The organism is Parasutterella secunda, from assembly GCF_016901835.1.
In the GTDB taxonomy this organism is placed as follows: domain Bacteria; phylum Pseudomonadota; class Gammaproteobacteria; order Burkholderiales; family Burkholderiaceae_F; genus Aphodousia; species Aphodousia faecavium.
In genome coordinates this window covers 58,401-83,765 of sequence record NZ_JACJKX010000003.1, presented here as the reverse complement: position 1 = coordinate 83,765, position 25,365 = coordinate 58,401, and the positions used below count along the sequence as shown (strand labels likewise).

38 protein-coding genes are annotated in these 25,365 nt (G+C 46.4%); 17 read left to right on the top strand and 21 right to left on the bottom strand.

Annotated elements, in window-relative coordinates:
• Nucleotides 1-133: 133 nt before the first annotated feature.
• The 17 genes from H5985_RS02705 to H5985_RS09630 all read right to left on the bottom strand — a co-directional run bounded on the left by H5985_RS02705 (nt 134) and on the right by H5985_RS09630 (nt 12,854).
• On the bottom strand, nt 134-388 hold the full coding sequence (locus tag H5985_RS02705) for a hypothetical protein (protein WP_205049782.1): 255 nt from the start codon (nt 386-388) through the stop codon (nt 134-136).
• Nucleotides 388-864, bottom strand: coding sequence for a DUF4376 domain-containing protein (locus H5985_RS02700; RefSeq protein ID WP_205049781.1), 477 nt, complete (start codon nt 862-864; stop codon nt 388-390). The genes H5985_RS02705 and H5985_RS02700 overlap by 1 nt, the downstream gene beginning before the upstream one ends.
• Before the next feature lie 4 nt (nt 865-868).
• Entirely contained in the window at nt 869-1,447 is a 579-nt protein-coding gene (locus tag H5985_RS02695) for a phage tail fiber repeat family protein (RefSeq protein ID WP_205049780.1), read from the bottom strand.
• A complete protein-coding gene (locus H5985_RS02690; RefSeq protein ID WP_205049779.1) occupies nt 1,448-2,860 on the bottom strand; it encodes a phage tail fiber repeat family protein in 1,413 nt (470 codons plus the stop codon).
• A 29-nt stretch (nt 2,861-2,889) separates the two neighbouring features.
• Nucleotides 2,890-3,177, bottom strand: coding sequence for a hypothetical protein (locus tag H5985_RS02685; protein ID WP_205049778.1), 288 nt, complete (start codon nt 3,175-3,177; stop codon nt 2,890-2,892).
• Between the two features lie 62 nt (nt 3,178-3,239).
• Nucleotides 3,240-4,337 carry a phage major capsid protein gene (locus H5985_RS02680; RefSeq protein ID WP_205049777.1) on the bottom strand — a complete coding sequence of 366 codons (1,098 nt, stop codon included), beginning with the start codon at nt 4,335-4,337 and terminating at the stop codon, nt 3,240-3,242.
• A gap of 306 nt (nt 4,338-4,643) precedes the next feature.
• Nucleotides 4,644-5,792 (bottom strand): hypothetical protein, encoded by a 1,149-nt coding sequence (locus tag H5985_RS02675; protein WP_205049776.1) that lies wholly within the window; start codon nt 5,790-5,792, stop codon nt 4,644-4,646.
• Nucleotides 5,793-5,801: 9 nt separating this feature from the next.
• A complete protein-coding gene (locus H5985_RS02670; protein WP_205049775.1) occupies nt 5,802-7,763 on the bottom strand; it encodes a hypothetical protein in 1,962 nt (653 codons plus the stop codon).
• Between the two features lie 2 nt (nt 7,764-7,765).
• On the bottom strand, nt 7,766-9,121 hold the full coding sequence (locus H5985_RS02665) for a terminase large subunit domain-containing protein (RefSeq protein ID WP_275096134.1): 1,356 nt from the start codon (nt 9,119-9,121) through the stop codon (nt 7,766-7,768).
• Nucleotides 9,122-9,138: 17 nt separating this feature from the next.
• Nucleotides 9,139-9,753, bottom strand: a complete 615-nt coding sequence (locus tag H5985_RS02660) for a terminase small subunit (RefSeq protein ID WP_205049773.1) — start codon at nt 9,751-9,753, stop codon at nt 9,139-9,141.
• Complete coding sequence (locus H5985_RS02655; protein ID WP_205049772.1) at nt 9,750-9,905, bottom strand: hypothetical protein; 156 nt, start codon at nt 9,903-9,905, stop codon at nt 9,750-9,752. The genes H5985_RS02660 and H5985_RS02655 overlap by 4 nt, the downstream gene beginning before the upstream one ends.
• 40 nt (nt 9,906-9,945) lie before the next feature.
• A complete protein-coding gene (locus H5985_RS02650) occupies nt 9,946-10,179 on the bottom strand; it encodes a hypothetical protein (protein ID WP_205049771.1) in 234 nt (77 codons plus the stop codon).
• Nucleotides 10,176-10,583: an endonuclease gene (locus tag H5985_RS02645; protein WP_205049770.1), complete on the bottom strand. Its 408-nt coding sequence runs from the start codon at nt 10,581-10,583 to the stop codon at nt 10,176-10,178. The genes H5985_RS02650 and H5985_RS02645 overlap by 4 nt, the downstream gene beginning before the upstream one ends.
• A gap of 9 nt (nt 10,584-10,592) precedes the next feature.
• On the bottom strand, nt 10,593-11,030 hold the full coding sequence (locus H5985_RS02640; protein WP_205049769.1) for a hypothetical protein: 438 nt from the start codon (nt 11,028-11,030) through the stop codon (nt 10,593-10,595).
• Entirely contained in the window at nt 11,027-11,767 is a 741-nt protein-coding gene (locus H5985_RS02635; protein ID WP_205049768.1) for an ATP-binding protein, read from the bottom strand. Before H5985_RS02635 ends, H5985_RS02640 begins: the two co-directional genes overlap by 4 nt.
• Nucleotides 11,748-12,635 (bottom strand): hypothetical protein, encoded by an 888-nt coding sequence (locus H5985_RS02630; protein WP_205049767.1) that lies wholly within the window; start codon nt 12,633-12,635, stop codon nt 11,748-11,750. The genes H5985_RS02635 and H5985_RS02630 overlap by 20 nt, the downstream gene beginning before the upstream one ends.
• 12 nt (nt 12,636-12,647) lie before the next feature.
• The gene (locus H5985_RS09630; protein ID WP_205049766.1) at nt 12,648-12,854 is read right to left on the bottom strand and encodes a YdaS family helix-turn-helix protein; all 207 of its coding nucleotides are present in this window, start codon (nt 12,852-12,854) and stop codon (nt 12,648-12,650) included.
• A gap of 117 nt (nt 12,855-12,971) precedes the next feature.
• Here H5985_RS09630 and H5985_RS02620 point away from each other — a divergent pair, with 117 nt between their 5' ends.
• Genes H5985_RS02620 through H5985_RS02610 form a run of 3 tightly spaced genes read left to right on the top strand, consistent with a single transcriptional unit; the run spans nt 12,972 to nt 14,945 of the window.
• Complete coding sequence (locus H5985_RS02620) at nt 12,972-13,616, top strand: S24 family peptidase (RefSeq protein ID WP_205049765.1); 645 nt, start codon at nt 12,972-12,974, stop codon at nt 13,614-13,616.
• A 55-nt stretch (nt 13,617-13,671) separates the two neighbouring features.
• Nucleotides 13,672-14,625, top strand: coding sequence for a hypothetical protein (locus H5985_RS02615; RefSeq protein WP_205049764.1), 954 nt, complete (start codon nt 13,672-13,674; stop codon nt 14,623-14,625).
• Nucleotides 14,626-14,675: 50 nt separating this feature from the next.
• Nucleotides 14,676-14,945, top strand: coding sequence for a hypothetical protein (locus tag H5985_RS02610; RefSeq protein WP_205049763.1), 270 nt, complete (start codon nt 14,676-14,678; stop codon nt 14,943-14,945).
• Between the two features lie 478 nt (nt 14,946-15,423).
• Here H5985_RS02610 and H5985_RS02605 read toward each other — a convergent pair whose 3' ends face one another.
• The gene (locus H5985_RS02605; RefSeq protein ID WP_205049762.1) at nt 15,424-15,753 is read right to left on the bottom strand and encodes a hypothetical protein; all 330 of its coding nucleotides are present in this window, start codon (nt 15,751-15,753) and stop codon (nt 15,424-15,426) included.
• 254 nt (nt 15,754-16,007) lie between these two features.
• On the opposite strand from H5985_RS02605, the gene H5985_RS02600 reads away from it, so the two are divergent.
• From H5985_RS02600 to H5985_RS02535, 14 genes are all read left to right on the top strand, one after another.
• Nucleotides 16,008-16,286, top strand: coding sequence for a hypothetical protein (locus H5985_RS02600; protein ID WP_205049761.1), 279 nt, complete (start codon nt 16,008-16,010; stop codon nt 16,284-16,286).
• Between the two features lie 31 nt (nt 16,287-16,317).
• Entirely contained in the window at nt 16,318-17,241 is a 924-nt protein-coding gene (locus tag H5985_RS02595) for a YqaJ viral recombinase family nuclease (protein WP_205049760.1), read from the top strand.
• A 19-nt stretch (nt 17,242-17,260) separates the two neighbouring features.
• Nucleotides 17,261-18,181: a hypothetical protein gene (locus H5985_RS02590; protein WP_205049759.1), complete on the top strand. Its 921-nt coding sequence runs from the start codon at nt 17,261-17,263 to the stop codon at nt 18,179-18,181.
• Nucleotides 18,182-18,341: 160 nt separating this feature from the next.
• The gene (locus tag H5985_RS02585) at nt 18,342-18,575 is read left to right on the top strand and encodes a helix-turn-helix transcriptional regulator (protein WP_205049758.1); all 234 of its coding nucleotides are present in this window, start codon (nt 18,342-18,344) and stop codon (nt 18,573-18,575) included.
• Nucleotides 18,576-18,654: 79 nt separating this feature from the next.
• Nucleotides 18,655-19,236, top strand: coding sequence for a hypothetical protein (locus H5985_RS02580; protein ID WP_205049757.1), 582 nt, complete (start codon nt 18,655-18,657; stop codon nt 19,234-19,236).
• 14 nt (nt 19,237-19,250) lie between these two features.
• A complete protein-coding gene (locus H5985_RS02575; protein WP_205049756.1) occupies nt 19,251-19,619 on the top strand; it encodes a hypothetical protein in 369 nt (122 codons plus the stop codon).
• Nucleotides 19,616-20,089 carry a phosphatase domain-containing protein gene (locus tag H5985_RS02570; RefSeq protein WP_205049755.1) on the top strand — a complete coding sequence of 158 codons (474 nt, stop codon included), beginning with the start codon at nt 19,616-19,618 and terminating at the stop codon, nt 20,087-20,089. The genes H5985_RS02575 and H5985_RS02570 overlap by 4 nt, the downstream gene beginning before the upstream one ends.
• Nucleotides 20,089-20,295: a hypothetical protein gene (locus tag H5985_RS02565; protein ID WP_205049754.1), complete on the top strand. Its 207-nt coding sequence runs from the start codon at nt 20,089-20,091 to the stop codon at nt 20,293-20,295. Before H5985_RS02570 ends, H5985_RS02565 begins: the two co-directional genes overlap by 1 nt.
• Nucleotides 20,292-20,510, top strand: a complete 219-nt coding sequence (locus tag H5985_RS02560) for a hypothetical protein (RefSeq protein WP_205049753.1) — start codon at nt 20,292-20,294, stop codon at nt 20,508-20,510. The genes H5985_RS02565 and H5985_RS02560 overlap by 4 nt, the downstream gene beginning before the upstream one ends.
• Nucleotides 20,511-20,541: 31 nt before the next feature.
• A complete protein-coding gene (locus H5985_RS02555; RefSeq protein WP_205049752.1) occupies nt 20,542-21,081 on the top strand; it encodes a 3'-5' exonuclease in 540 nt (179 codons plus the stop codon).
• Nucleotides 21,082-21,092: 11 nt separating this feature from the next.
• Nucleotides 21,093-21,296, top strand: coding sequence for a hypothetical protein (locus H5985_RS02550; protein WP_205049751.1), 204 nt, complete (start codon nt 21,093-21,095; stop codon nt 21,294-21,296).
• 33 nt (nt 21,297-21,329) lie between these two features.
• Nucleotides 21,330-21,734, top strand: coding sequence for a hypothetical protein (locus H5985_RS02545; protein WP_205049750.1), 405 nt, complete (start codon nt 21,330-21,332; stop codon nt 21,732-21,734).
• Nucleotides 21,731-22,042 carry a nucleoside triphosphate pyrophosphohydrolase family protein gene (locus H5985_RS02540; protein WP_205049749.1) on the top strand — a complete coding sequence of 104 codons (312 nt, stop codon included), beginning with the start codon at nt 21,731-21,733 and terminating at the stop codon, nt 22,040-22,042. Before H5985_RS02545 ends, H5985_RS02540 begins: the two co-directional genes overlap by 4 nt.
• A 270-nt stretch (nt 22,043-22,312) precedes the next feature.
• Nucleotides 22,313-23,152: a BRO family protein gene (locus tag H5985_RS02535; protein WP_205049748.1), complete on the top strand. Its 840-nt coding sequence runs from the start codon at nt 22,313-22,315 to the stop codon at nt 23,150-23,152.
• A 60-nt stretch (nt 23,153-23,212) separates the two neighbouring features.
• Here H5985_RS02535 and H5985_RS02530 read toward each other — a convergent pair whose 3' ends face one another.
• The 3 genes from H5985_RS02530 to H5985_RS02520 form a co-directional block, all read right to left on the bottom strand.
• A complete protein-coding gene (locus tag H5985_RS02530; protein WP_205049747.1) occupies nt 23,213-23,461 on the bottom strand; it encodes a hypothetical protein in 249 nt (82 codons plus the stop codon).
• A 1-nt stretch (nt 23,462) separates the two neighbouring features.
• Nucleotides 23,463-23,750 (bottom strand): RNA-binding protein, encoded by a 288-nt coding sequence (locus tag H5985_RS02525; RefSeq protein ID WP_205049746.1) that lies wholly within the window; start codon nt 23,748-23,750, stop codon nt 23,463-23,465.
• A gap of 82 nt (nt 23,751-23,832) precedes the next feature.
• The gene (locus H5985_RS02520; RefSeq protein WP_205049745.1) at nt 23,833-25,212 is read right to left on the bottom strand and encodes a tyrosine-type recombinase/integrase; all 1,380 of its coding nucleotides are present in this window, start codon (nt 25,210-25,212) and stop codon (nt 23,833-23,835) included.
• Nucleotides 25,213-25,365 lie beyond the last annotated feature (153 nt).

The following is a 25,365-nucleotide window of genomic DNA, read 5'->3' as shown; positions in this document are numbered from 1 at the left end:
AATACTACCCCCAAGATGGTTGCTTGAATTAGCAAATCCATAACCCCTGAGACCAGAATTGTCTCTAATAAGAACCTCGCCGACCGTAACTGTATGCGTGTGTGGTGTTTGTGAATTAACCAATAAGAGCTCATTATTCAACATTTTTCACCTCTCTCAAGCTCGGTGGAAGTTGTGCGCGTTTCATCTCACTCTCGTAAGCTTCTTTGCAGTGGTTGTCTTGCCAGAAAAACAAGTGGTCGATAATCCACACAGGCCAAGAGCGGGAACCGTCTTTCTTATGGCGCCAAGCTCGGCTGGATAGCGTTTCATCGGCGTACCCGCCAAGCAGTGTATTGGCCAACTGATCTATGGCGACCAGAACTTGAAAATAGTCCGGATGGGTCATTATTCAGCCTTTAATTCGGCGGTATACGGAACCGTCCACAGATCCGTTTGGGCTTCGCCTGCAAGCTTCAGAGCTTGAGCAAGCTGCTTAATTGTCGGGGTAGCTACCGTGTTGTCGGCCAGCACCCACGTTTGGGTGTACGTGTTGATGTCTACACCTAAAGCAACTGCGGCAGCAATTGTTCTACCCATACGAGTCTGAGCCGTTTCATCGCCGTCGAACTCCATCCCGTCAACGGTCACCTTGATCTTGGCAACCTTTTTGGCGCGCTCGATTTTTGCTTCAGCTAAAAGCTCTTCTGGCGTCGGTTCCGGATCGGGTTCTTCGGTGTAAGTGACACCAAGCGCGGCCCAAAACTCCGCTTTACCTTCTTCAGGCTCTTCGCCGAAAATCATGTTCTCAGCTTTGAGAATTGCGTCTCTGACCAAGTAGGCCGAGAGGTATTCTTGATCTTGATAAATGTACTTTTTAATCATTTTTTTACGCCGTTGTATTTTGAAGTGCTGCAAAACCGAAAGTACCCAACCACTTGAGCACAAGTACGCTATTGGCTTTAACCGTTGGAGTTTCGCCACCAGACCATTTCCAGCTCGAACCTAATGAAATAGTGGCACTGGCGTTAGTAATCCCAACAACCTTAGTCCACGTTTGGTTGGCTGCACCGTTTGCCACCGTAATACGAGCAGCGGCTGTAAAGCGATAGTTGTCGCCGGAATCGTTGTTGATCGTAAAAGCCGAGCCTTGATTTTGTAATGCCTCATACCCAGCGAGCGTTCCTCGGGATCCGCTCTTTATCACCTTACCATCAAGTGTCGATTGCAAATTGGTGACGTTTCCGATTGAGTGGGTATGGGATGCGTTCGCCTTACCATTGACTGTGTTTTGCAAACTTTGGATTTCAGAATACATTGCGATTCTGAAACCGCCTTTAGTCGATCCATTGAACGCATAAAAACGCTTCCCATCCGTGCTCCAAACGAGCTGCCCGGGCGCACCGGTGTTGCCCGTGTATTGAGCTATTTGTGACTCTGTACCATAGGCCTGTCCAACAACTTTCATTTATGCAATGCTCCCATAGCTAATGACATTGGCTAACTCGTTGTAGCCAACAGAAGATTTGGATGCTAAAGAACCCAACCCCGTGATATTGCTTGAAGGATGTGTATGTGAAGCGTTTGCTTTGCCATCCAACGCAGTCTGCAAACCATCAACCCCTGCAATCGTATGCGTGTGAGATGCGCTCGCTTTGCCACTTAAACCGGCATTTACTTCTGTTTTTGTCGCATAGGTTGCAGAGGCATACGTTTTGCTGACGTATGTTGATGCCGCTTCCTCTCTTCCCAGGGGATCGCCGATGCCTGTAGCAATATCTTCTGCTGTTTCTTTAGCTTGAATTGCCTCATCACGGGCAGACTCAGCCGCAGTCTTTGCATTAGAGGCAGCCGTAGCATAACCACTGGCTTCTGTTACTTTATTTGTAGCTGTCGTTGCGGCTGTTTGAGCATCCGACTTTGCTGCCTGTGCACTCGTATTTGCATCCTCTGCTGCACTTTGAGCTGCAATGGCTTCTTGTTTGGCAGTTTCTGCATCGTTTTTACTTTGGATCGCTTGTTGCGCGTAATACTTGGCAGAGTATTCTGATCCGTCTACCGTGCCGTCAGTTTTGGTTGCCCATGCTTTAGCCAGTTCGGCATTCTCAGACGTTTGGTTAAGGATCTCCTCGCCTTGCTGAACCAAACCCGTCAGGGTTTCAACATAGCCTGGCGCTTCATCCAATCTGTCGTTTAGCGAAAGGATAGTGTCGAGATTGTCATCGATGTTGATGACTGCATCCATGTTTTTGGAAACAGTAGCGATGTGTCCCCCAGTAATATCGCAGTCACTACCCACAGCTTCAGAAATCGGGCCGTAGCTTTCAATCTCCTTGTGGCAAGTCCCCTCAAGATCATCAGCAACTAAACTAATATCGGGAAGACTTGGGATAACTGTCCCAATTGCATGAACATCATTAATATGATTTGCGATAGCTTCCAGAACTTCTGCATCTGGATCCAATTTGAAAACAAGTTCTGCCTTTTCAAGAACCTGTTGAGTATTTGCGCTAACAGCATTAGCATTTGATTCAACTTGATCGGCCAAGGTTTCAACCGTTGCTCGGTCCTGAGCGGTCTGTTGAGCGTCTTCATATGCTGATTGAGCAGAACGTGCAGCGCTATCGGAATATACTTTCGCTGCTTCAGCAGCAATTTCCATTTCTACCTGGAAGCGGTCAAACACATCATCATCGAGATTTTCAGCATGAACGATCCCCGGCTTGAGAGAACCATCATCAAGCTGAATAAGAGCCAGATTGTCACGCAGGCCGTTAATGCTGATTGAAGCATTGTTAAATTCTTCATTTAAAGCGGCCTTATTGATTTCGTCATCATTGACAAAATCATGTTGGCGTTTGTAGGCCTGAGGCTGAGCCATGATTGATCGCTCCCAGTATTGAGAAATAATTATTCAGAGGCCTTAGCCTTGTATTGGAACTTCTTCATAAAAGAAGCCCAATCGGTCGAGAGCTTTCCGAATATTGCTTCAAATCGATCGGTGCCCAAGAGGCGCCCAATGCGTTGAGCTTCTTCAACCGGATCAACGTCAACAACCGCAATCGGCTTATCAGAGACTTTTACAGCATCCTCGCCAAAAAGAACCTTTTTCACATAAAGTTCGGCGGCATTAGCCTGTCCCCACACTTCAGAACGGATAGACAAGCGCACAGAATATTCATAAACGGCAATCTTCATTTTTATTTCCTTCAGAGTTTGAATCAAGAGCTGGGGACGCGAGGTCCCCAGAAATAAGTCAATTAAGAACCGGTGTCTTCACCTTGACCACCAGTCGCAGCAGATTGGCCGCTTGCAGCCTCAATCGAGATAACGCTGTGAGCGTTGGCTCGTTTCAGGGACATGGAGTAGCGGACAATCATCATTTGGTACAGGGCCAAGATGTTGTACGGACGGGTCGGTTCAACAAGGTCGAAACCATCATCGTGGTACTTGATGCAGTCCAGATTGAGCATGTAGCAGCGGTCAACCCACTTGATCGTTTCACTCGGGAAAATTTCGTCCAAGCGGTCAAACGTGCTGTTGTAGACAATCGGGACACCCTTGAAGAAGCAGCCGGTATCGGTACCGGACTTAGAGGCCAAACCCAAATCAACACGATCCGGAGAGGCGGCATCAGTGTTTTGAACCAACTTCACGGCATCGGCATAGGCGTCAATGAAGTTACCACCGGCCATGATGAAATTCGGGCGACCACCATGCTTAATACAGGCGCGCCATTGCTGTTCCATCACGCGGCGAAGGTTTTCAACCTTGACACCGGTAGCGGCATTGTTACGCCAGAACTTAGCCGTAGAGCGATCAAAGCCACCGACAATACCCTTGGTCGGATCCGTGGCTACCAAAGCGTCCAAACCGGCGATACAGTCAGCCGCTTGAGCACCGTTCAAATGCAAATGAGCGTCCAAGTTTTCAAGGAAGCCTTCCTTCAAAACATAGGTTGCATCATTGAGCATATTGGCCAATTGGACTTTTTCGTCACTCGTCATGCGATAGTCACCGCGTCGACCTTCCTTCACGGTAATACCGTTGGTCTTCAGGGCATCGTGAGACAGATAGAGGCTATCGGTCGCACGCGTCCAATCGAATTCGGCCATATCAGTCGGTTGGCGCTTATTGAACACAATGGGCGATTCACCCTTAGCGTTCGTAAAGTTGCTACCGTAATCCTTAATCACGGTCTGGCTCAGGGATTTACCACCGAGGAAGTTTTGACGATCACGCAAAAGAGCGCCCAAAAACGGATGGTCACGTCTCAGTTGATCAACGGGAGTCTTGGAAAGCTGTTTAGAAAGCGTCAGCTTTGCAATATATTTCAGGTCTTCAGATGCAATGGGCATTACAGTCACCTATGGAAAAGTTAAAAACGAACTTTTTCCATCCGGGTAAGGAAGCCACTCTCACTTTCTTTAGCCTTAAAAGATTTGAAAGATGCGATCCTTTCTTACGTCGAAATCCTTTTAAGCCTTGGCTCTACCGGACGCGACCCCGGCGGTGACTGCGATTGAAATTTTCGGATGTGAGGTTTATCAGCTATTTCAAAAAAGGTTGCGGGGCGGTGAATCCCCGCTTCCACCATTCAAGCCTCTTAGGAAAAAGCTTTAGCCGTCAGTTCTCATTATGTCTATTTTTTATTTTCGTTCAAGTTAAAGATCCTTCATCAGATCCAGCGCGTACTCGTTCACACTCATCTTAGATGTATCTCTAACCCCAGTATTCATAGGCCTTGAGCGTAAAGGCTGGGGTTGTGAAGAACGCGGTTTCGCTTGCGCACTGGGGGTCATATAAAACTGAGACGGAAGCGTTTGGTACATTTGCTGAATCTTGGCCGTCCATTGTTCAGGCGGGACATTCATAACGAAATTCACCATATTATCCCCGGTCCGCAACCAGGCATGGATCGCATTGATCTTTTGTACAAAGTACGGATCCTTTTGCATGGGTAATAAAGCCGTGGACATTTGCTGACGGGCAGATTCAAGACGTTGCCCCCATTGGCGTTGCTCGGCTTCAAGCTTGTTGTAATGGGCTTGCTCCTGCTGCTGACGGCGAGCGGCAGCAATTTCAAGCGCACGCTTGCGGTCAAGATTCATACTATCCACTTCTTTTTGAAGATCTGGATAGTCCTTGAGCAAATCCACGCCCGGCACTTCCTGGCCAAGTTCAGCGGCTAAGTTGGCGCGAACCTGATCCAGCATAGCCATTGCAGCCTTTTTATCATTATTGTCGCTGGAGCTCAAAAGACGGCCAAACTCCAAAACTTGGGCGAAGGTTCTCTCGTCATAACCGGCGCCGCGGATTTGTTGAACGAAGGATTGGGCTACTTCACGAGCCTCTTTGCGTTCATGCAAAATTTTCTCAAAGCGCTTGCGAGAGCGTTCATTGCCAGCCATGGCCAAGATTTCGGCTTCTTCCTCAGCCTCGGTCTTGGGCTTTTCAGGCTGCTTGTTTGGATCTTGTTGTTGGCCGGATTGTTTGTCTTGAGAGCCAGGCGCCTGTTGCGGAGTTTGCGGCTGTTGCGGCTTTGTTTCATTGTGTTCAGTTCCTTCCGTAATAGAATTAAGGGCTTCATCCAAACGCTTGGAAAGCTCATCCTTAATGTCTTCCTGAGAATCGCCACTTCCTTGATCATCAACGTCCTGGGGTTGATCCGACTGTGGCTGCGGTTCATTTTGCGGTTCATTATCAGAAGGTTGCTGTGGTTCAGTCGGTTGCGGTTCAGGCTCTTGCTGCGGTTCACCGGGGGTACTGATTTCAGCAATTTGATCTAAGGTTTCAATCTTTTCTTCAGACATGAAAGACTCCTATTGGGGTTGTTGCTGCACGGCGGCAGCTAATTGAGACATAAGTTCAGGCGGCAATTGCTGCTGAGCAGCAGCGCCGGGCTGTTGGGCAACCATGGGCATTTGTCCCGGTTGGGTTTGCATTTGGACAATCTGAGCCGGTAGGAATTGCTCAACTTCAATGCGGTCATCAAAGCGGCGTACCGTTTCACGCATGAGATTCACAAACGGCTTCGGATCCATACCAGAAGCCGACATTTGCATGATCTGGCCAAGCAATTGGCTGATTGTCGGGAGGATCTTGCCCCACGTTTCTTGTTCGCTTGCTTTGTTGGGAGCGCCGGATGTACCGGCCACAACATTGATCGTGACTCGTTGGAAAGCAGTTTCGCGGTCCATTTGCTCCCAGACAATTTCAGTAGGATCATCCTTGCCTAATAAATAAAGAACCTGGGAAGCATCCAGATTAGTCACAAAGATCTGAGCCACGTATTTGGCAATATCGGTAATCCAGCTTTCAAGCGTATCCATGAATTCAGCCGTACGGCCTGTCAGACTGTTTTGCAGAATCTGGGCCTCGGTTGCGGTCTTCGCTTGATTAACTGACGAACGCATGGCGTCCTGAAGGCCTGTCGTTTGTTCCCAGTCTTCACGAACTTGAGTTGTGTCGTATAACGTCGGATCAATCGGCGGATACGTTTTGGGCACCATGGCATTGCGGATATTCTCTGTCGGCATGCTCAACTGAGTCAGACTCCCGACGTTGTTATCCATAACGATTGTCTTAATGTCTTTTTCTTTGACGTCAGAGCCGACAAAATAACCCGGCTTAATGAAGTTTCGGTGCTCAACGAGCTTGTCACGAATCGTGTTGTGTTCGTCTTGAAGCTTTTCGGTCAAGTCAACGATGGACGGCCCCCAGAATTCACCATCCACTTTTGAGTACGGTAAAAGGAAAAACGGATAAAAGCGAGCGCCCACGTATTCCGGAGTGTACGGATCGCGAAGGAAGTAATCACAGCCCTCTGCAATCGTATAAACAGTCTGGTTTTGCTTATCCCAAATTTCCCAGATGATGACCTGAGTGTCCTCATCTTTTTCGGCCTGTCCATCCTCACCCAAGGTGAAGCGTGGTTTGTCCTCGTCCTCATTTAGCTTGTAGAGGTTCGCTGACTTAATTTTCTTTTTGAATTGAGCTTCGGCATCGGCCTTCATCATAGGAATCTTCTGAGCGATCCAGTTGGCATTGGGATAATCCGAGAATTCCCTGACGGTCGGATCAATCAAAAGATCATCAATAAGCACATGGTCAATGGCTATTCCGTACGAAATAGAGGCCTCGACTTGTTTTTCAAGCGATTGCATCGACAAAATCAACTCTTCGCGTTTGGCCTTGTATTCCTCAATTGAATCATCCCCTTCCTCGAGTTGAGTCAAGAGGTTATCAATGTGCTGAAGATTGTCCTGAGCATCATCTAGGCGCTTCTTGAGCATTGGATTTGTATAAATGCTGTCTTGCCAAATAACCTTAACCGCGCCAATAGAGGTCGTCACACACGAACGAACAGTGTCCTTGCCAATTTCTTTGAGGTTAGCTTCTTTGAGCTGCATGTTAATGAGGTCTTGCAGCGTCTGAGCAAATGCCTTTTGATGTTCATGCGGACATTTTGGAATTACGCTGATTTCCGGAGCACGGGCATAAACAACCGGCACCAAAGCCGAGATGGTCCCCTGGATAAGATTTGCCCGTTTGATGTTGAAATCCTCGGAGTTTGGATCAGCCTCGTCCGAGACATTCTTAACAATCTTGCGGTTGTAGCGGCAGCGCTTATGGTACTTCGCCCAGTGTTTACGAGCGAACTCCAAACGACGTTTCCACTTTGCAGCCAGCTCGTTGCGCTCAGGGTTTTGTTCAATCGTTTCTTTGTCTTCCTGAGGAATTTCAGGAAAAATTGTTACTTCATCAAGGACCATTTCATTCATGTTCACACTCTCATAGATATACCATTAGAGGTATAGTCAAAGTCATTGGTAGGCGTTTCTTCGGTGGTTATAGCGTCAGGGCTTCTCCGCTTGCGCATTACGCCGTAGCGGATTGCGTCATAGGCGTGATCTTCCTCAGTCGTGTCCACGTCATCAGGAATAGTTTCTGATGGATGCAGAGCCGGAATTGTCCGAATAGCGTGCTTGCAGGTTTTAAAGAATTTGAGTTTTCCATCTGCGAGCATTTGAATCATGGTTTGGGCACCGTTGATGCGGGATCCTTTGGCATTCCAGGCCGGGTACCACTTGACGCCTTCCTCCCACATGATTGAAGCCACAGTCTTTTCAACACCGACCTTGGAGAAAATGGACGGGTCAGCCAGAGGTAAGCGCACGTCATAACCAAATCGATCAAAACTCTTTTCCATGGCTATGATCTTTCTGGCCACAATGCGGGCGTCTTCCTTCGTACCGCTCCCGGGTGTGTCCCCTGCTCCGTAAAGTTCTTTCCAGACGTAAATCACACCGTCCGGATTCATGGCGAGCCAATAACAGGCATAAGGAGCCGAATAACCCCAGTCAAACGAGCGCCAGATTTCCCATGATGAGGGAATCTCAAACGGGTCCACGATGCAGGTTTTTGGATCCCAAACCTCTTCAAAGAAGGATCCGACGTGAATATCCCAGTCACCGTAAAGCCAAGCCTTGCGCCGATTAGGGTCTTTCAAATCGATCAAGGTTTGGATGTAGTCCGGGTCAGCCTTCAAAAGATGAGAGTTTTCAAAGATGGAACTAAAGATTTGTGTACGGGCTTTAGCTTGGCCAATGACATAACCGGGCTCATGAGCCCCGATTTCGTAGCGATCTTTAACCCACTGGTGGCCTTTGCCGAAGGGGTTTGTTGTTGCTCGGACCATCTTGGGCACCCCTTCAATAGATGAACGGCACGTGGAAAGCATGGCCGAGAAAAAACTGTCATCTTTCCAGTTCGTGAGCTCTTCAAAACCAAGCCAGGGATATTCATGGCCGTGGTAATTCCAATAGTCGTCTTCCTTATCGCCATAACGAAAGAAAAGGCGTTCACCTGTAGGAAACGTCCAGACATAATCCGACTCATTGAACTTTGCGCCAGGAAAAATTTGGTAAAACCAACGTTTGGATTTGGCCACCACGTCAGCCAATTGGGGATAAGTTTGACGGAAAAGGGCTCCCGTCCATGCAGGGCCAAATCCCCTACCGACATATTTGGCAAAGGACATTAAAAGGCAATCCGTCTTGCCGCCTCCCCGCGTCCCCTGGATGAGGGTTTCATAAACAGGACAGCTTAGGAAAAGATTTTGCGAGCCTGGATGAGGCATCCAAATAATGTTGCTCATTACTTTTTAGCCTCCTGACGCTGCAATGCCAGCATCATCTGCTTTTCAAGATTCGCAGCTATGTCCTGTGCAGACTGCTGCCAGTCAGACAGTGCTACCTCAGCAGGCACAAGAAGCACACCCGAGGCCTGAACCTGGAGCGGCCCGCCATTCTTTCCCGTCAATTCACGACGCTCAACGAACATGCCCAAGTGTTTTCCAAGCAACTCAAGGGATTTGTTGGCGCCTTTGGCATCGAACTGCCAGACATTTCTGCCCTCATCATCAATCGCCTGGACCATTTCCTTGCCTTCGCGGACCATAACGGGCGCACGTTGCATGCAGCGCTCTTTGACTTCGATAAGGTCGGCCACAATCGCCTCGGCGGTCAGTTTGGATTTTTCTGCCAGTTCCTGAGTAAGACGATCTATTTCCTGCAAAACACTATCTTTTCCTAACAATCTTGCGCCTTGGACATCAGCCGACCGCTCTGAATAGCCCGCCCTTATTGCTGCCTGAGTAGCATTGCGATCAATGACATATTCCTGTGCAAAGCGCATCATTTTCCCTGTCATAGAAGGTTTTCTGAGGTGTTTTTGCAGAGGTTTTGTAGATTTTTTCTTCATTTTTGTCATTTTTTCGCTTTTCTTTTAAGTTTTTTCCAACCAACAACATGCTTATTTCGCCTAGAGCCGTCTAAAACCGTGCGAATCGTGCGAATTGGCATATCCATCATTTCTGATATTTCACGATAGAAATAGCCCTGATTGCGCAGTTCAAACACCATGTCAATTTCCGCATCGGTGTACTTCGCATTGGGAGCCGATTCACCGACCGGTCTCCCAGAGTCCCCGATTGACACGAGCACACTTTGCATCGTGTCGGAAGTATTCGGGATACTCAGCTCGGACTTTATCGACGGTTCGCTGGATGGCGAGCTTTCGGGCAACGGATTCAACGGGCAAGGTGGCTGCAAGTTCCGCAGCTCGGGAAAGAGCAAGAGCTGCCGGTCTGGGCAAGAGTTCTGCAATGTAGAGCTTTTGGTTTTCGTCATAGATCACTTCTCTTGCTCCTTCCAAGTAAGCCAAACTTCGATTTCCGGAGGGCGTTTTGTTTCAGCCATTTGCAATTCTCTGAAATGGAAAGAGGCATCATTGACGCCCAGAGCATCAGCGATACCGTCTAAAGTTGCTTTCATGCTGGCAATAATGTTGTCTTCGTCTCGTTTACGTTTATCGCGCGGGTGAGCCACAAACTGGACTTCAATGTAGTCATCAATGGGATAAGCCTTGTTACCGCAACCAAAACGCTCAAGAGTCAGAAGTCTTGAGGTTAAGCGAGCCCGGCGGCTGACTTGGTATTTCGTTTGCCAAATTACTCGGGAGTTTGGGGAGAGATAACGGTGAGGCCAAGGCACGACCACCACGAGCTGCTTGGTTATTATTTTTGTTTTACGGTTTGCCATGGAAGTTCCCTACCTATAGAGATCCCAAGCCGCCGTACCGGTGAAGGTATCTAACGGATCAACATCGTAGAAGCTGAAAGTGAACGTCCAATTAGGAAGTTCCTGCTTTGATTTATCGACCTGCTGGTACAAAGAATCAAAACCGGAAAGATGCAAACCGGTGCGGTTTTCAAACTCTTTTCGGATTTCGACAAGCTTCTGACTGGTCTTACCGCCCAAATCTTCACCAATAGTGAATCCTTTGATGAGGATTTTGCATTGAAGATTTCGTACGACCTTGGACTTATCGTGTACCTTCTCAAACTCACGAGAAAAGGTTTTAAGAAGGGTTTCGACTATCGTTAAGGGCTTTGCCCCAAAAAGCGCCTGAAAGTTCACTGTGATATGTTTTTGGTTCTTACAGACTACTTTGTCAATTTTGGACTGCGTGTCGTATCCCAAACTCATGCCTTTGCTCCCTGTCTAAAACTTTTTGCTCCTTTAAAGGGCACTACCTGCCCGCCGTTTTCCGAAAGACGGTCGATGATCCGAGTACCGAGGTAGTTCGTGAGCTCAACCAGTTTGAGGTTTGAAATCACAATCGTTGGCCTCATGTCCGCATAACGCGTGTTGAGCACGTCAAAGAGAATGTTTCGTTCATTCTCCGTCCCGGCCTGGATGCCGACCTCATCAAGGATCAGGAAATCACAGTCGGTGAAAACCTTGAGCGTTTCCTCTTCGGTTTTCGTTCCCCACGATGCGCGCACCTTACGGATGAGCGTTGAAACGGAAACGAAAAGAGCCGTACGGCCGCGGCTGATTGCTTCATGAGCAATGCCGCAGGCCAGGTGCGTCTTGCCGGTACCACACGGTCCGAGGAAAACCAGACTCACGCCATTGGCAATGTTGTTTTCCAAATCGGCCACGTAGTCTTGGGCAATGGTTTTGACGAACTGCTGAAACTTTTCTGTGACTTGAAAGTTATCAAGCGTTTTGTTTCGGAAGCGCTTCGGGATCATGGAGCCGTTCAAACGCTCTTCCATAAGTCGCTGCTCTTTGCACTTGGGGCATTCATCAATGGGCCAAATGTCTCCATACACGCCGACGTATGAGGCGGGAACTTTTCCGTGAACGGGACACTCACGCCAGTAATGGACCGGGCGCCCGTTGAAAAGAACTTGGGTGTTATCGTTGCAAGAGGTCACTGATCAGTCCTCCTTCGTAGTCTTCCGGTCTGAATTCGAGCTCTATGTCCCTGGGGCCGTAGGATTGGAAACGTGAATTGTTTTGCCCTTTGAGGTACCACTCGGCTTTGAAGCCCTGCCAGCCTCGCATGCAGCATGTCTCCAAAGCTTGCTCAAGAGTGATACCGGCTTTCTCTGCTTCTTTGCGGATGATGTTTAGGGCTGTCTCGGTTAAGGGCGCATGCTTTGCATTGCGTAGCGCATTGAAGTCACTCCAGATCTGATCTGAAGAAACGTCATCGGGTTTGGACAAAACCGTTTTCAGTTTGGATTTCTTTTCTTTTTTAATTTTTTCTTTTTTATCTACGTTAGTAGATATATCTTGTTCTTGTTCTTGTTCTTGTTTTGCCATACCCTTCTCAAAGGGTTTGCTATACCGTTTCGAAAGGGTTTCTAGAACCCTTCCTAAAGTATTTTCAAAAGCCTTTAAAAGCCCGCTGCTTGTGGAAGCGCACACTTTTGCCCGAATGAGAACATCAACTAAAAGTGGGCATTCAGGAAGAAAATCCAAAGCCGTCCCCCACCCTTTAACAACATTTGGGTTTTCGGGCGCGTTGTATTTCAGGAAGTTTGGAGCGAAGACTAAAAATACCCTTTCGTCATACATGACCAAACCCTTTTGTAAGAGTTCGGCAAAGGGTTCAGCAAACCCTTTCTCGTCCAATCCCAACTCAGCAGCCATACCTTCGCGTGAAATACGAAAGGCTCCTAAAGATGTCATGGACGGATGAGTCAGAACAAACAGAAACATCCGCTGACCTTCATGAGAAAGGGATGCAAATTTCTCATCGTTCCAAATCCGCGGATCGATTTTGCGATAGCGAGCCATACAACCACCTTGTTAGGACCTTTCACCGAAATAGTCAGGTCGTAGGGTTTTTAGAGAAAGTCCTGTGGCCTTTTTGACATCCTTCACTCTGGAAAGAGGTATCTGGCCACGGACAATCCAAGCACGAACGGCTTGAGGAGTGACACCACAAGAACGAGCAAGACGAGACATATTCCCTGCCTTAGCCACCGCAAGTTTTAAAGCGTCAGTTTTATTCATGATGCAATGTTTAAATTATTTGTTTTAATTATTTTAAATTTTAAATTTAAAGATTGCAAGTAAAAATCTAAACCTTTTTAAACTATATGTTGTATCCTAAGAATTACGGAGGTTTATATGAAGCAGGATTTAACTGATCGCATACGGATGGCCATTGATGAATCCGGTAAGTCTATGAGTGCCATAGCACGAGAAATGGGTGTCACACCCCAGGCAGTTCGGGCTTATAGAGAAGGAATCTCCAGTCCTTCGATGGATAGACTGGACGCCCTTGCAAAAGCAACCGGCAAGTCTTCCGAGTGGATGCACCTCGGTATTGGCGAAAGAGAAGATAAACAAGAGGGAATTATCTCGGTCCCTCTGCTTGAGGTCAGGGCCTCAGCCGGCACAGGATGCATAAACTTCTCGGAACAAATCGTCAGGCGCATAGATTTTTTTGAGGATTGGTTAAAGCGAAATGTTCGGTATACCAATCGGAACAATTTAGACATGATCACAGCTTCTGGCGACTCCATGGAGCCTACTATTAACTCTGGAGATCTTTTGCTAATCGATCATGGAGTCAATGAAGTCTTATACGACTCGATCTATGTGGCCATGGTAAACGGAGAAGTTTATGTAAAACGCTTCCAGAAGACGCCAAGCCGCACCCTACTCATGATTAGTGACAATAAAAAGTATCAGTCTTTTGAGCTTAAGCCAGAAGATGAAATAAGAATCATCGGCCGCGTCGTTTATTTCTGGACTGGCGGAACGCTTTGACCGCTCCGGCAGCGGGCCGTTTTAATCAAATCAACTTAAATTACGTGTTACCTGTATGACAGAAGTAATTGGAAAAGAGAAGTGTTTCATTACACTTGAAGAAATTCAAGAGTTTGTTAACGAAAATATCAATAAAGAAAATGTCTTCGACCTTTTCGTAGAGTTACTTGAATCAAAAAAAGATTCAAAGTCAATATTCATCAAGGTTGAAGGCGATAAGTACGACTGCTCAATTTCTGGAGATTTCGCAAAAGGTTTGGGATTATTACAGGATAGTTTCTACCATTTTTGCGCACAAGCGTTGTACGATAGTGATAACATCAAGCTACTTGGCAAAGATAAGCAACTATATACGTTGCAGTTCAAGATTAGACCAGGATGTACCGAAAACGAAGCAGACTGGTTAGGTCCCTTAAAAAACATTGCAGGAAAGCTGGCAAACAAAATGACATCAAGGCAAATTTTTATTCTTTGCTTATGCGCTTTGCTTTCTTTTGGAAGCTATAAGGGATACGAGCTTCATCAACGTAATGAATTAGCATTGAAAGATAAGGACATCATTAGTCAGCTAATTGAAATTAACAAAGTTGAAGCCCAACAAATTCAAAAAGCATTGGATATGCACGACGAAAATATGGAGCAAATAGCAAAAAGCGCTTCTGGAGCAAAATCTTTAACCTATGGCACACGCACATTGACGGAAAAAGATCTCGCTGATATTCGTCAACCGGCAGCGAGAGAACCCGCTCAAGTTTCGACGTTTACAGAAGAATTTTTGGTCTTCCAAATTAACAATAAAGATCTTGGTCTTATCAAAATCCAAGCGCAAAATCTTCGTACGAAAGAAGAAATTACGATCAGCGTTGAAGAGGATTTGTTTCAAGATGAATCTGATGTAGAGGTTCTTTGGGATGCAGTGAAAGATCACATCCCTGTCAAGCTGCAAGTCACTTCTTCAACTAAGAAAAGTGGCACGAAGTATCGATTGGAATCTATTGCAACCAAATAATCATATAAACACCCGCTCCGGCGGGTTTTCTTGATTTGGAAAATGTGTATATGTATTTAGAAAAACTTGGCCTAGCATACCTATTCATAGTTTTGGCAACATTTCTATTTGCCTGCAACTATGAACCATACTCTTCCGTTACAGAAATGCTTCTGGCTAGTTTTTTTGCATCAATGCTTTGCCCGATCTATTGGGGACTAATATTTTTGGGTATTGAAAAACCTGCGACCACAATATGTCAAGCATGGTTAATTATTGGTACCACAATAATGGTTATCGTTGTCGGCATAGACAAAATTAAATCATTTATAAAAAGATAATCTCTTATGTTTTAGCCGCCTCCGGGCGGTTTTTTGTTGTCTTTACATTTGACTCAAATCAAGAATTTTAAATTTCCCGTTTAAATAAATTTAAACCGTCTATTGCAATCAATTTAAATTTAGTTTAAATTATCAGTTGTAGGAATTTAAATTTTTCTTTCAACCCCCTGCGCCAAAGGCAGGGGGCAAGAGGTAAAAGACCTCGGACCGCTGAGACTGATAGGTGGCTCTATCACGAGTGCGAGCGCGACACGGTTTTCCGAAAGGATCGTCCGTTGGCGGGGCCTGCCACCCGAGAAGGCCAATCGAAACTACTACAGAACGTAGTAGTTTCAGTGGGCTTTTTCAAAGAGGTTAATGATGATAGTCGAAATTACCAAAGGTCAGATGACGGTAAAAGCTTCCGTTAAAAGTGAAGAACGCCTGTTATTTGCAATGGCTGCAGCCTGGCAGGCGTTCGATGCTGTTATGTCTCCAGTTATCGGCGAAGCTGTTCGTTACACGGAGGATTGTAAAACTGAATCAAGTTCTTCTCGTCATCGTCAATCATCAAAAGACTCACATCAAGACAAACAGCAAGATAGTTAAAACCCAAGCGCTCAGCTTCGTGCCACTTATGGTGAGATTCCATTCGTTCTGGAAGATCAATTGTTTGACCGATGTACAGGACACGCCACTCACCATTTGAGTAATTCATGAAAGCATATAAGGCCGCAGTGGATGGCAGCTGTTCATTTTTACCGTAAACCTGAAAATGGTAAATATGGCCGTTCTTTCCTCTGAAGTTAAGAACCTTCCTATTAGACATAACAATCCCTCCTCAGGATAGTTGTTAGTTGACACCTTCATTATCCCATGAGGATGACAGCCCGGAAAGACGGGCACCCTATTCCACAGGCCTCCGAGAAATCGGGGGCTTTTTTTATTTTCCGGAGAGACAAATGAGACTGATCCCGAAGTTTTTGAAAGACCCCGATTTCTGGGGACTCATCAGCATTTTTGCTTTTCTGTACTTCGTGCTTTGGCTTGGATCAATTGTCGATCCGTACTAAGAGGCTCTATATGAAATACGTTCTCACGCAACAAACCAAGGACTTCATCAAAGCCGTATGCGCTGATGAAGCCCGCGCCGAATCCATCATCACCCAAGCCGAGACCATCTTCAATGCCGAGCAGGATGACTGCACTTTTGACATCGGCGAAATGAAAGTCGGAATTTCCCGCAACTGGGCAACCATCTTTCTTTCTCGCTACGTATCTTGCAAGTACGTCAAGGAAGACTGGGAGCTGACCGATGATGAGATCAACTCTATCGATCAAGAAGAAAAACTCGCTGCTTAAACCGCTCTGAACTAAAAAGGACTCACGCAAAATGACAATCGCTAATTTAATTCCCCTGCCCGCCACCCGCGCCGACTGGCTCAAACTCCGTCAGATCGGCATCGGTGGCTCTGACGTTGCTGCCCTCCTGGGTTTATCCAAGTGGCGCACGCCTCTTGACGTCTACATCTCCAAGATCGAAACCCCTGAAGAAAGCGATAACGCCAGCATGGAATGGGGCCGCCGCCTGGAGCCGGTGATCCGTCAGAAGTACGCCGAAGCCGTCGGCATGGAAGTTTCTGTCCCCGGTGTGATGTTTCAGCACCCCGAGCATGAGTTCATGATCGCTGACGTGGACGGCATCCGCACGGACGGTCGCATCGTTGAAATCAAGACCGCGCGCACGCAGCAAGGTTGGGGCGAAGAAGGTACGGACGAGATCCCCGATTACTACAAAACCCAAGTACAGCACTACATGACCGTGCTAGGCATCAACTCCTGCGACGTCGCCGTGCTGATCGGCGCCTCCGACTTCCGCATCTACACAGTCGAGTCTGATCCGGAACTTGAAGCGCTGCTGATCGAAGCCGAAGCCGACTTCTGGCACAACCATGTTGAACCTCAACTCCCGCCGCCTCCGATGACTATCGAAGAAATGAAAGTTGCTTTCCCTGTTTCTAAGAAAGCAGCAGTCGAAGCCACGGATGAAGTCTTTGATCACGTCGAGCAGCTGGCCCTCGTCACAGAAAAGCTGAAGGCTTTGAAGGAAGAAGAGGAGACCCACAAGGCCGCCATCCAAGCTGCGATGGGAGAGGCCGACACACTCTCTCATCTTGGACAAGTGATTTGCACCTGGAAGAGCAGCAAGCCTGTTGCCCGTTTTGACAGTGCTGCGCTTAAGGCCGCCATGCCCGATATTTACAACCAATACCTGAAGACCGGCGCACCCGCCCGCCGCTTTGTTTTGAAGATATAACTGTAGGACTGAAGAGAAAATGACAAGCACCGCAATGATGAATCCTTTTGATGATGGCAAGAGCATGGCACCAGCCATGGCGACGACCGTTACCCAAGCGACCGAAAGCAGCCGTGCCGTGGCCGAAGTTCAGGCCGCCCTGTTTATTGCTCGCACCAATCCTCGTGATCAGAAGCGTGCAATGGATCGAATCCTGAACGCATGCTGCCGACCGTCTTTGGCGGAATCTGCCATCTATGCATACGCAAGAGGTGGCTCCAGCATTACCGGCCCCAGCATCCGTTTAGCGGAAGCCGTGGCCCAGCAATGGGGCAATATGCAGTTTGGCATTCGTGAATTGAGCAACCAAGGCGGGAAGTCTGAAGTACAAGCCTTCGCTTGGGACGTTGAAACGAACACCCGCCGTGAAATCACATTCACGGTACCGCACATCCGCCACACAAAGAAGGGAAGCTACAAACTCGAAGATCCTCGCGACATCTACGAATTAGTCGCTAACCAAGGCGCTCGCCGTTTGCGTGCCTGCATCTTGGCTGTGGTGCCCGGTGACGTTGTTGAAGCCGCCGTCAATCAGTGCCAGATCACGCTTCAGTCCCACACGGACGTTACGGCCGAAGGCATTAAGAAGTTGATCGAAGCGTTCGAACCGATGGGTGTAACCAAAGCGCAAATCGAAAAGTTCTGTCAATGCCGTGCAGAAGCTATCAAGCCCGCTCAGATTGTTCGCTTGCGTTCTATCTACACGAGCCTTCGCGATGGAATGAGTTCGCCTTCCGACTGGTTTGAACCGGACGAGAGCAAGGCCCCTGCTGCAATTGAAGCAAAGCCCGAGCCCTCTTTGAAGGACAAACTCAAAGCACGCAAGGCAAAGGCCGAAGCCGAGACTGTTGAAGCGCAACCCGTGACTGAAGAAGTTCAGTCTGAAGAGCTACCGTTGTAAAAGCTTTGGCGGTCAGTCGTGCCGGAGCGTGACCGGGTAGAGCCACGGCTCGCCGCCAATCCACCCACCGGGGGAAAGCCACTCCTTAATCCGAAAAGAGGTCTAACGATGAACAAACCAAAGGCAAGTACCCCAACCATTAATTAAATGGAGATGAACAATGCAAGCCGTAATGCAGATTGATGACAAACTCCAATTGCTCATTGATATTGATGACGTGATCGCTTTTACTCGCCTAGGCAAGGCAACGATCTACCGCAAGATGCAAAAGAAAAGCAAACTATACGATGCTTCTTTCCCTCGCCCAGTTGATGTCGGTGTGAAGTCGAACCTCTGGCGCTATGAAGATATTAAGGCGTGGGTTTCCAATCGACCGATGCGGAGCGCAGCATGATCCGAGTTGTGATTTCTGTAACGCTGATCCTTCTTGCCGCAGGTGTTCTTGTTGCTGAGTTTGGACTTGGGAGAATGTGATGCCGAAAAGCAAACACAGAAAAAACGCCAAGGGCAAGAAGCTGCTGCATAAGAAGAAATTCACATACAGCACTATCTGGCTGCCAGAAGAACAGATCAACGCAATCAAAAACCTTTTCCTCAACGCTGAAATGATTGCTGAGATCAAGTTGGTTAGAGGAATGTGTAACTACGATGATGTCGCATGCATGCGAGACACGATGAACTTTTGCAGTTGGTGCAGCGTCTACTTGTACAACATCACAAAGACTCTGAACGACGAGTGGATCAAAGACAGCTACTCGGTCTTTTTAGAGGCGCAGGACGCCTTTCATACGTACTACCAGAGAGGGATCAAAGCCGGTGCCTTAGATGATCCGACTGTTCGTTTCGTAGCAACCGGCGACGAGAGCGTAAAGATCCGAGACGGAATGCTGGTAGCTGGTGACGTCTGTCAGCAGATGCTGGACACGGCCCCAAAACACTTCATTCGCCTCTTTTGTGCAATGAAAGATTACCTCGCTGGGCGCGGCGCTGGCCGACTCGAGTACAACTCAAATGAAATCGAACAGCGGATCAACCACGCTTTGCATGGGTGCTAATTAGGAGTTTTTTTATGGAAGTTACACCGTTAACAATATATTTGATCGGATTAATAGGAAAGATAGACGCTTTTCTGGCCGTGACAACGGGAATTGGAATAGCAACATGTATTGCTCTCTTTACGCTCTATTCGGATGCTGTCGTATCTGATGAGAAATTAAAGTTATACAAACACTTTAAATTAGTTCTTATAGCTACCGCAGTCAGTGTATTCAGTCTGATAACTATCCCATCGCAAAAAACTCTAATTGCAATGTATGTCATTCCGACTATTGCAAGCAGCCAAGTTGTAAAAGAAATTCCTGATGTTCTCTTGGACTTCGTGAAATCTTATGTCAACGAAGAACTGGAAGAGACAATTATTAAGGTGAATACAAAATGAAACGAGCAATTATTTTTGACATCGATGGCACGTTAGCCGATTGCAGCCACCGCAGACATTTTGTTGAAGGTGAAAAGAAAGACTGGGACGCCTTCTACTCGGAAATGGTTAATGACACTCCCAAAGAAGCAATTGTCTTTCTTTGCAAAGCCGTTCTTGATTGGCTTTATCGATCTTCCACAACAGATAAGTTGAAGGTTTTTATTTTTACGGGCAGACCCGAAAATTATCGTCAACAGACTGAAGAGTGGCTGCATAAAACCCTTGGTTGGCACACCCTTTTGACGAACTTATACATGCGTCCGGCTGGAGACTATCGGCCTGATTATCAGGTAAAGCAAGAAATGCTAGACAAACTTAAGGCTGAAGGCTACGAAGTTCTTTTCACTGTTGATGACCGCAAACAGGTTGTTGACATGTGGCGCCGCAATGGCGTTACGTGTCTTCAATGTGCAGAGGGAGATTTCTGATGACTTTAGATAACCTGATCGAGTTCCTCCGTCAGATCAGAACCGAACAAAACGGTAAGCGCGAGGTTTTGATTCACGATATGACAGATAGGAATTATCTTAAGGATTACAAAATCTTATTTTTGTCATTCAATCGAATCATCACTACAAAAACAACAGTTGACGAAATTCTAATCAACATAGATAGAGGCAGTGAAGAAGAATGAACCCAATTTTCAACAACAGAATTGCTACCCGAACCGAAGAACTTCTGATGGCATCGGTCGAACTGCAAACCGCACGCGAAAAGATCCAAGCGGCAAGAGACTGCATGATCGGACACCACGACGAGCTCAGAGAGCAGCTTTTGTCGCTGATTGTTCAGCTACGCAGAGCTCAGGATCAGATCGGGATTGACTATCGCAAGGAGAAAGCGAAGTGAATCTGGCTGGTGTTTTTTAAAGGGGATGAAAATGAAGTACGTTGATTTAGTGATTGACATTGAAACACTCGGAAAAGAACCGGGTTCTACGATCTTGGAAATTGCCGCGAGTTGTGGTGCTTATGGCTTGACCCTGTTGATTGATCCTAATTCACACCCGGGAAAATTTGACCTGGATACGTTGCTTTGGTGGTCGACAGTTCCAGAAAGGCCCGCAATACAAAGGGCTTTTGATTCTAGCGAACGCCGTTATGGGCTCGAAATAGCTTTAAACCGATTAAATGACTTCATTAAGGAGAACGAGCCGGATTACTTTTGGGGGTGCTCGCCGGACTTCGACTATAAACACCTCGAATATTGGTTCAAACATTTTCAAATCGAAATTCCATGGAAGTATTACCAACTGCGTGACGTGAGAACAATTCGAGACTTTTTGAGCCAAGAAAAACTTGACGACTTAAAAGAACAAGCGACGATGATTGATACTTGTCAGCATATGGCCGAATATGACGCACGCTATGAGGCGCTAATTGTTAAGGCGGTTAGGCAGAAAATCGAATTATTGAAGTAATGGAGAAAATCATGACGCACGTTGACTGGCACCCGGTAAAAGTTAATAAATACGGAAAAATAACCGAAGGTAAAAGACCTTACGAGATGACCACTGTTTTTGTCACAAACAGAGATGGCGGTGTTGATACCGACACCTATATAGATGATGCCGATGGTTTCGGTGATGGGCATTCAAATATGTATTTCGTATATATCACCGCTTGGCGTATATAGATATGCCTGAACCATATCAGCCGGAGTTAGAAAATGAATAATGGAATTTCGCCAAAAGCACCAGCAAAAGAAAAGATTAAGTCGGACTTTGAGAGTCTCATTCGTGGAATGAACTGGACTGGAATGATCGACTGCATTGCCTACGATCATTTGTTTGACGGGGCTATGCCGATGTTTAACAAAATGTATGAACTAGGCAAGAAAGAAACGACAACGTGGCATCCGTATCCCAAAGAAAAACCGAAAAGCTACACGAAAGCATATCTTGTGACCATTGTAAAGCACTACGGGAAAAGCCAAGTAAAGAAAGTTGAGAAAGATACATGGGCTGACTCTAAGGAATGTGGCGAATGGGAGATGTTCGACAATCGCCCCGATACTGAAGTAATTGCATGGGCCGAACTGCCCGAGCCGTATCAACCGGAGAGCAAAGAATGAGTGAAGCTAAGATCCAACGCATTTTTAAACACTACGGCGAACAGTCGCAGCTGATGAAAACACAAGAAGAGTTAAAAGAGCTCAATGAAGCAATTCAAAAACTCGTCGATCTGCGCAAAGATGACAAACGGACCTCGTTTTACAACACCGAGCGCGACTTCCTGAAAGACCATATTGCAGAAGAGTTAGCCGACGTTCGGATCATGCTCGATCAAATCGAGTTCGGTCTTCACATAGAAAAGAGATGCTCAGACTGGAGAGAGTTCAAACTTAATCGCCAACTCAAGCGCATGGAGGATGAGAAATAATGTATACTCACTGTGTCACGGAAAAAGACGTGACCGGGATTGGCGTCCCGAATGTTGCTTAGGTGCTCAAGGCACCGCTTCTCATAGCGGTTTTTTATTGCCTTGAAAGGGGGTGGCGTTTCAGCACCCCCTTAGAAAGTCTCTTATGAGTGAGGCTTGCGGGGCTCTTCACGAGCGCCGTTTCCTAAGCGACGGTACGCCAACCCGCAAGTCCTTGCTCACCCAATTGGCGTTGGGGAGCTAGTTCTATAACTTGCTTAGGAGACTTCAATGTCTGCATTATCTTTTTGTTTTGAAAGCACTCAAGTCCGTGTACTCGGCGACACCCTTAATCCTTTATTTGTTGCAATCGACATCTGTCGTGCTCTTGGTTTTCAAGACACAATCAACGCTGTAAAACGTCACGTTGACCCAGAGGATATTTCCAAAATGGAAATAACCACTAACGGTGGTAAGCAAGAGGTCAACTGCGTCAATGAATCGGGAATGTATGCCCTGATCTTCGGCTCTAAACTTCCGAGCGCCAAACGATTCAAGAAATGGGTAACCTCCGAAGTGCTGCCCGCCATCCGCAAAACGGGGCAATACTCAGCTACCGAGGAATCCTCGGAAGTTGCCACACTCACCCCCGCCCAACAGCTCGCCATCCAACAAGCAGTAGGACGCAGAGCACAAAAGACTGCGAACCACTACCAAACAATCTACCGCGCAATCAAACTTCGCTACCAGATCGCACGTTACGACCAACTCCCCCAATCACTTTTCGAGGACTGTTTGAAGTTCATTGAGACCGTTGATCTTCATGTTCCTGAAGCACCTGCTCCAGTACAGGAAACGAGACTTGTTCAGGTTCAGCCAAAGCGAGACATTCTGACACGGCTTGAATGTGAACGCCTTCTCGGGTTTGTTTATGAGTTCAAATATCTTCACAAAAGAGATCTGGATGCTATCTATGACTTGCTCAAAGCCGTTCATTCTCCGCTTGCCGCATCGTTCTGGGAGCTTAAAGAAAGCTGGTCAATAGGAAATCTTGAAAGAGTGCTTGCCGCTCACGGGTACCGAGTACAAGACCTTGACTGTTACAAGCATTTGATGGGATTTGCCAAGTAGAATAACCACTGGCTAAACAAGGCCCCGGCAATTTTGAACGATGAACCGCCGGGGCTTCTTCTATTGAGATCCACCCGACTTAATGAGATCCCATAAAATTGCAAGAACAACGCCTAAAGCAGCTCCGGCACCGAGTAACCAATTTTTCTGGTCGTTCAACTTATCAACTTTATCTTTTAGCTTCCCAACTTGATCATTAAGAGACTCTACTTTTGCCTCTAATTTACCAAAATCCCTAGCTGATATATTGCCTTCAAAAGGGCTATTCTGGTTTACAGGCGCTTGTGAATTTGTATCGTTTGGAGACATATCATTTCTCCATACGAGTTTTCAGCCACTCCCACAATGTGGTCGGTGCGTACCCATTGTATGTAGTAACAAGGGTAACTACCGCCGGACAAGGACGATTTTCTTTTGATTTTTGTCCTGCCAAATCCAACTCTTCAGCTAATTCAGAACTTGTCTTTGCATAACGAATAAAACAAGCCCCCTTATTTGGAAGAATATAAATATCATCAGGGTTGTCTTTGAAGACTGATTTGACCAACGCTTCAAGGCGAGCTGCGTCCTCAGTCGGAACAATCATGTATACAGCCATTTCATTTCCTTTCCCAAACAGGCTTATTCTAGCTTTATATTCTTACAAAACATTTAAGAAAAATTAAACCGATTGTATATTGTTATTTAGTTTTTGAATAACAGTAGTCCGCCCAAGCCTGAAGAATTTCTCGCATTTCTCCAATTACGGCTTTTCTTAAATAGGCATTGTTGTATTTTTCGGTGACGTGATCCAGGCAGTGCTCAATGGCTTTCTCGGAAAACTGCTTGTGATTAAACCGCACAGAATCGTATGCCCACGCCTCAAATGATGCTCGAGCTGTGCCATGAAGAGTGATATTCCTAGGTGAACCGTCAGGGTTTTCTAGGTCAGGATCGACGAAGGGCAACTCTCCTTTTTTAATTAAAGAGGAGTTAATTTTTCTGATCATTGAGTTGCAGGTTGCTTCAGATAAAGGAGATATCCCCCCTTCGACTGAAGCTTTTGCAAAGACAAAATCATATCCTTCAGATGCTACAAATTTAGGTAAGTTCTTTAAAAGATTGACCGCTTGTTCCGATAAAGGTGTTTCTTTGTCAAATTTGATGACTCTTTTTACTTTCATTTCGTCTCGCTTTGTCACCTGTACCGGAGCCTGTGGGTGTTCTTTTGTATCAAAATAAATTTCGGACCAAAGTGAGAGACGAGCGTTTGAAGCTCGACTTACTGTCAAAATAGTGTACTGAATCAGTTTTGAAGTAATGCTTGGATGTTTTTGTAACTCTGCAAATAGCTCTGGAATCCGATCAGCCGGTAGCGCAGGTTGATGACTTTTTTGAGCTCTCATAGAGTCGGGAGGCAGCAGATCACGGAGTCGACCTTTTAAATCAGCAGGGTTAAGACATGGTTGTATTTTTCCTGACCGCATAGCAAAGTCAAAAGCCCTCTTTATCTCACCGATAACTCGTTCTGGTGTGTCAATCATAGTTGTCCACTTATATTTAAATGCCTGAGCGAGAACTTCGGGTGTCAAATCTTGAGCGTTCATAAAGAGAATTGACTCTGGAATATGGTTTCGCATATAACCATTTACGATTTCTGAATGGCTTTTCGATATTTTTTGCCCTTTTATCTCATCATTACGCCAAAGTCTATCTTCTCCAAAATCACAGTAATCAATAAGCATCCTTTGAACCGTATAGTGTTTGATCGCTTTTTCTTCAAGTAATTTTGCTTTTCGTTCCATTATTGCTTCTTCTCTGGGGCGGCGTCCGGCTAATATTTTCTCTCTCCATTCAAGGCCGATTTTTCTTGCGGATTCAAGAGATACCTGAGGATACTGACCAATAGTTTGTATAACCTCTTTACCATCAACAATCATTCTCATTACAAAGAATTTGGAAATACCACTTCCAGTTGCTCTTACTCTTAGAGTTAAACCTTTCACTCCACCAACAGCGATAGTTTTCTTTGCGAGCTTTGCTTGTCGATCTGTCAGCATTGAAACAACACGATTGGCCATATCCCTATCTCCAAAATAAATGGATACATTACAACATTATCTTTCTATCCATTATGGATACATTATTGCATGCGCTCGGCAGAGAATCAAAGAGACTAATAGAGACAATTAGAGACTAGGAGAAATGCTCCAACCTCCAGTAATTGCAGGGGT

What these genes read in the sequence shown, in the direction of transcription:
- H5985_RS02670 (WP_205049775.1), bottom strand. Translation starts at nt 7,763, where the DNA reads ATGAATGAAATGGTCCTTGATGAAGTAACAATTTTTCCTGAAATTCCT.
- H5985_RS02655 (WP_205049772.1), bottom strand. Translation starts at nt 9,905, where the DNA reads ATGGTGTTTGAACTGCGCAATCAGGGCTATTTCTATCGTGAAATATCA.
- H5985_RS02680 (WP_205049777.1), bottom strand. Translation starts at nt 4,337, where the DNA reads ATGCCCATTGCATCTGAAGACCTGAAATATATTGCAAAGCTGACGCTT.
- H5985_RS02690 (WP_205049779.1), bottom strand. Translation starts at nt 2,860, where the DNA reads ATGGCTCAGCCTCAGGCCTACAAACGCCAACATGATTTTGTCAATGAT.
- H5985_RS02580 (WP_205049757.1), top strand. Translation starts at nt 18,655, where the DNA reads ATGCCGAAAAGCAAACACAGAAAAAACGCCAAGGGCAAGAAGCTGCTG.
- H5985_RS02570 (WP_205049755.1), top strand. Translation starts at nt 19,616, where the DNA reads ATGAAACGAGCAATTATTTTTGACATCGATGGCACGTTAGCCGATTGC.
- H5985_RS02605 (WP_205049762.1), bottom strand. Translation starts at nt 15,753, where the DNA reads ATGTCTAATAGGAAGGTTCTTAACTTCAGAGGAAAGAACGGCCATATT.
- H5985_RS02675 (WP_205049776.1), bottom strand. Translation starts at nt 5,792, where the DNA reads ATGTCTGAAGAAAAGATTGAAACCTTAGATCAAATTGCTGAAATCAGT.
- H5985_RS02530 (WP_205049747.1), bottom strand. Translation starts at nt 23,461, where the DNA reads ATGTCTCCAAACGATACAAATTCACAAGCGCCTGTAAACCAGAATAGC.
- H5985_RS02590 (WP_205049759.1), top strand. Translation starts at nt 17,261, where the DNA reads ATGACAAGCACCGCAATGATGAATCCTTTTGATGATGGCAAGAGCATG.
- H5985_RS02610 (WP_205049763.1), top strand. Translation starts at nt 14,676, where the DNA reads ATGTATTTAGAAAAACTTGGCCTAGCATACCTATTCATAGTTTTGGCA.
- H5985_RS02700 (WP_205049781.1), bottom strand. Translation starts at nt 864, where the DNA reads ATGATTAAAAAGTACATTTATCAAGATCAAGAATACCTCTCGGCCTAC.
- H5985_RS02520 (WP_205049745.1), bottom strand. Translation starts at nt 25,212, where the DNA reads ATGGCCAATCGTGTTGTTTCAATGCTGACAGATCGACAAGCAAAGCTC.
- H5985_RS02555 (WP_205049752.1), top strand. Translation starts at nt 20,542, where the DNA reads ATGAAGTACGTTGATTTAGTGATTGACATTGAAACACTCGGAAAAGAA.
- H5985_RS02640 (WP_205049769.1), bottom strand. Translation starts at nt 11,030, where the DNA reads ATGAGTTTGGGATACGACACGCAGTCCAAAATTGACAAAGTAGTCTGT.
- H5985_RS02645 (WP_205049770.1), bottom strand. Translation starts at nt 10,583, where the DNA reads ATGGCAAACCGTAAAACAAAAATAATAACCAAGCAGCTCGTGGTGGTC.
- H5985_RS02585 (WP_205049758.1), top strand. Translation starts at nt 18,342, where the DNA reads ATGCAAGCCGTAATGCAGATTGATGACAAACTCCAATTGCTCATTGAT.
- H5985_RS02630 (WP_205049767.1), bottom strand. Translation starts at nt 12,635, where the DNA reads ATGGCTCGCTATCGCAAAATCGATCCGCGGATTTGGAACGATGAGAAA.
- H5985_RS02600 (WP_205049761.1), top strand. Translation starts at nt 16,008, where the DNA reads ATGAAATACGTTCTCACGCAACAAACCAAGGACTTCATCAAAGCCGTA.
- H5985_RS02540 (WP_205049749.1), top strand. Translation starts at nt 21,731, where the DNA reads ATGAGTGAAGCTAAGATCCAACGCATTTTTAAACACTACGGCGAACAG.
- H5985_RS02560 (WP_205049753.1), top strand. Translation starts at nt 20,292, where the DNA reads ATGAACCCAATTTTCAACAACAGAATTGCTACCCGAACCGAAGAACTT.
- H5985_RS02545 (WP_205049750.1), top strand. Translation starts at nt 21,330, where the DNA reads ATGAATAATGGAATTTCGCCAAAAGCACCAGCAAAAGAAAAGATTAAG.
- H5985_RS02665 (WP_275096134.1), bottom strand. Translation starts at nt 9,121, where the DNA reads ATGCCTCATCCAGGCTCGCAAAATCTTTTCCTAAGCTGTCCTGTTTAT.
- H5985_RS02595 (WP_205049760.1), top strand. Translation starts at nt 16,318, where the DNA reads ATGACAATCGCTAATTTAATTCCCCTGCCCGCCACCCGCGCCGACTGG.
- H5985_RS02535 (WP_205049748.1), top strand. Translation starts at nt 22,313, where the DNA reads ATGTCTGCATTATCTTTTTGTTTTGAAAGCACTCAAGTCCGTGTACTC.
- H5985_RS02660 (WP_205049773.1), bottom strand. Translation starts at nt 9,753, where the DNA reads ATGACAAAAATGAAGAAAAAATCTACAAAACCTCTGCAAAAACACCTC.
- H5985_RS02550 (WP_205049751.1), top strand. Translation starts at nt 21,093, where the DNA reads ATGACGCACGTTGACTGGCACCCGGTAAAAGTTAATAAATACGGAAAA.
- H5985_RS02565 (WP_205049754.1), top strand. Translation starts at nt 20,089, where the DNA reads ATGACTTTAGATAACCTGATCGAGTTCCTCCGTCAGATCAGAACCGAA.
- H5985_RS02575 (WP_205049756.1), top strand. Translation starts at nt 19,251, where the DNA reads ATGGAAGTTACACCGTTAACAATATATTTGATCGGATTAATAGGAAAG.
- H5985_RS02705 (WP_205049782.1), bottom strand. Translation starts at nt 388, where the DNA reads ATGACCCATCCGGACTATTTTCAAGTTCTGGTCGCCATAGATCAGTTG.
- H5985_RS02685 (WP_205049778.1), bottom strand. Translation starts at nt 3,177, where the DNA reads ATGAAGATTGCCGTTTATGAATATTCTGTGCGCTTGTCTATCCGTTCT.
- H5985_RS02695 (WP_205049780.1), bottom strand. Translation starts at nt 1,447, where the DNA reads ATGAAAGTTGTTGGACAGGCCTATGGTACAGAGTCACAAATAGCTCAA.
- H5985_RS02525 (WP_205049746.1), bottom strand. Translation starts at nt 23,750, where the DNA reads ATGGCTGTATACATGATTGTTCCGACTGAGGACGCAGCTCGCCTTGAA.
- H5985_RS02620 (WP_205049765.1), top strand. Translation starts at nt 12,972, where the DNA reads ATGAAGCAGGATTTAACTGATCGCATACGGATGGCCATTGATGAATCC.
- H5985_RS09630 (WP_205049766.1), bottom strand. Translation starts at nt 12,854, where the DNA reads ATGAATAAAACTGACGCTTTAAAACTTGCGGTGGCTAAGGCAGGGAAT.
- H5985_RS02615 (WP_205049764.1), top strand. Translation starts at nt 13,672, where the DNA reads ATGACAGAAGTAATTGGAAAAGAGAAGTGTTTCATTACACTTGAAGAA.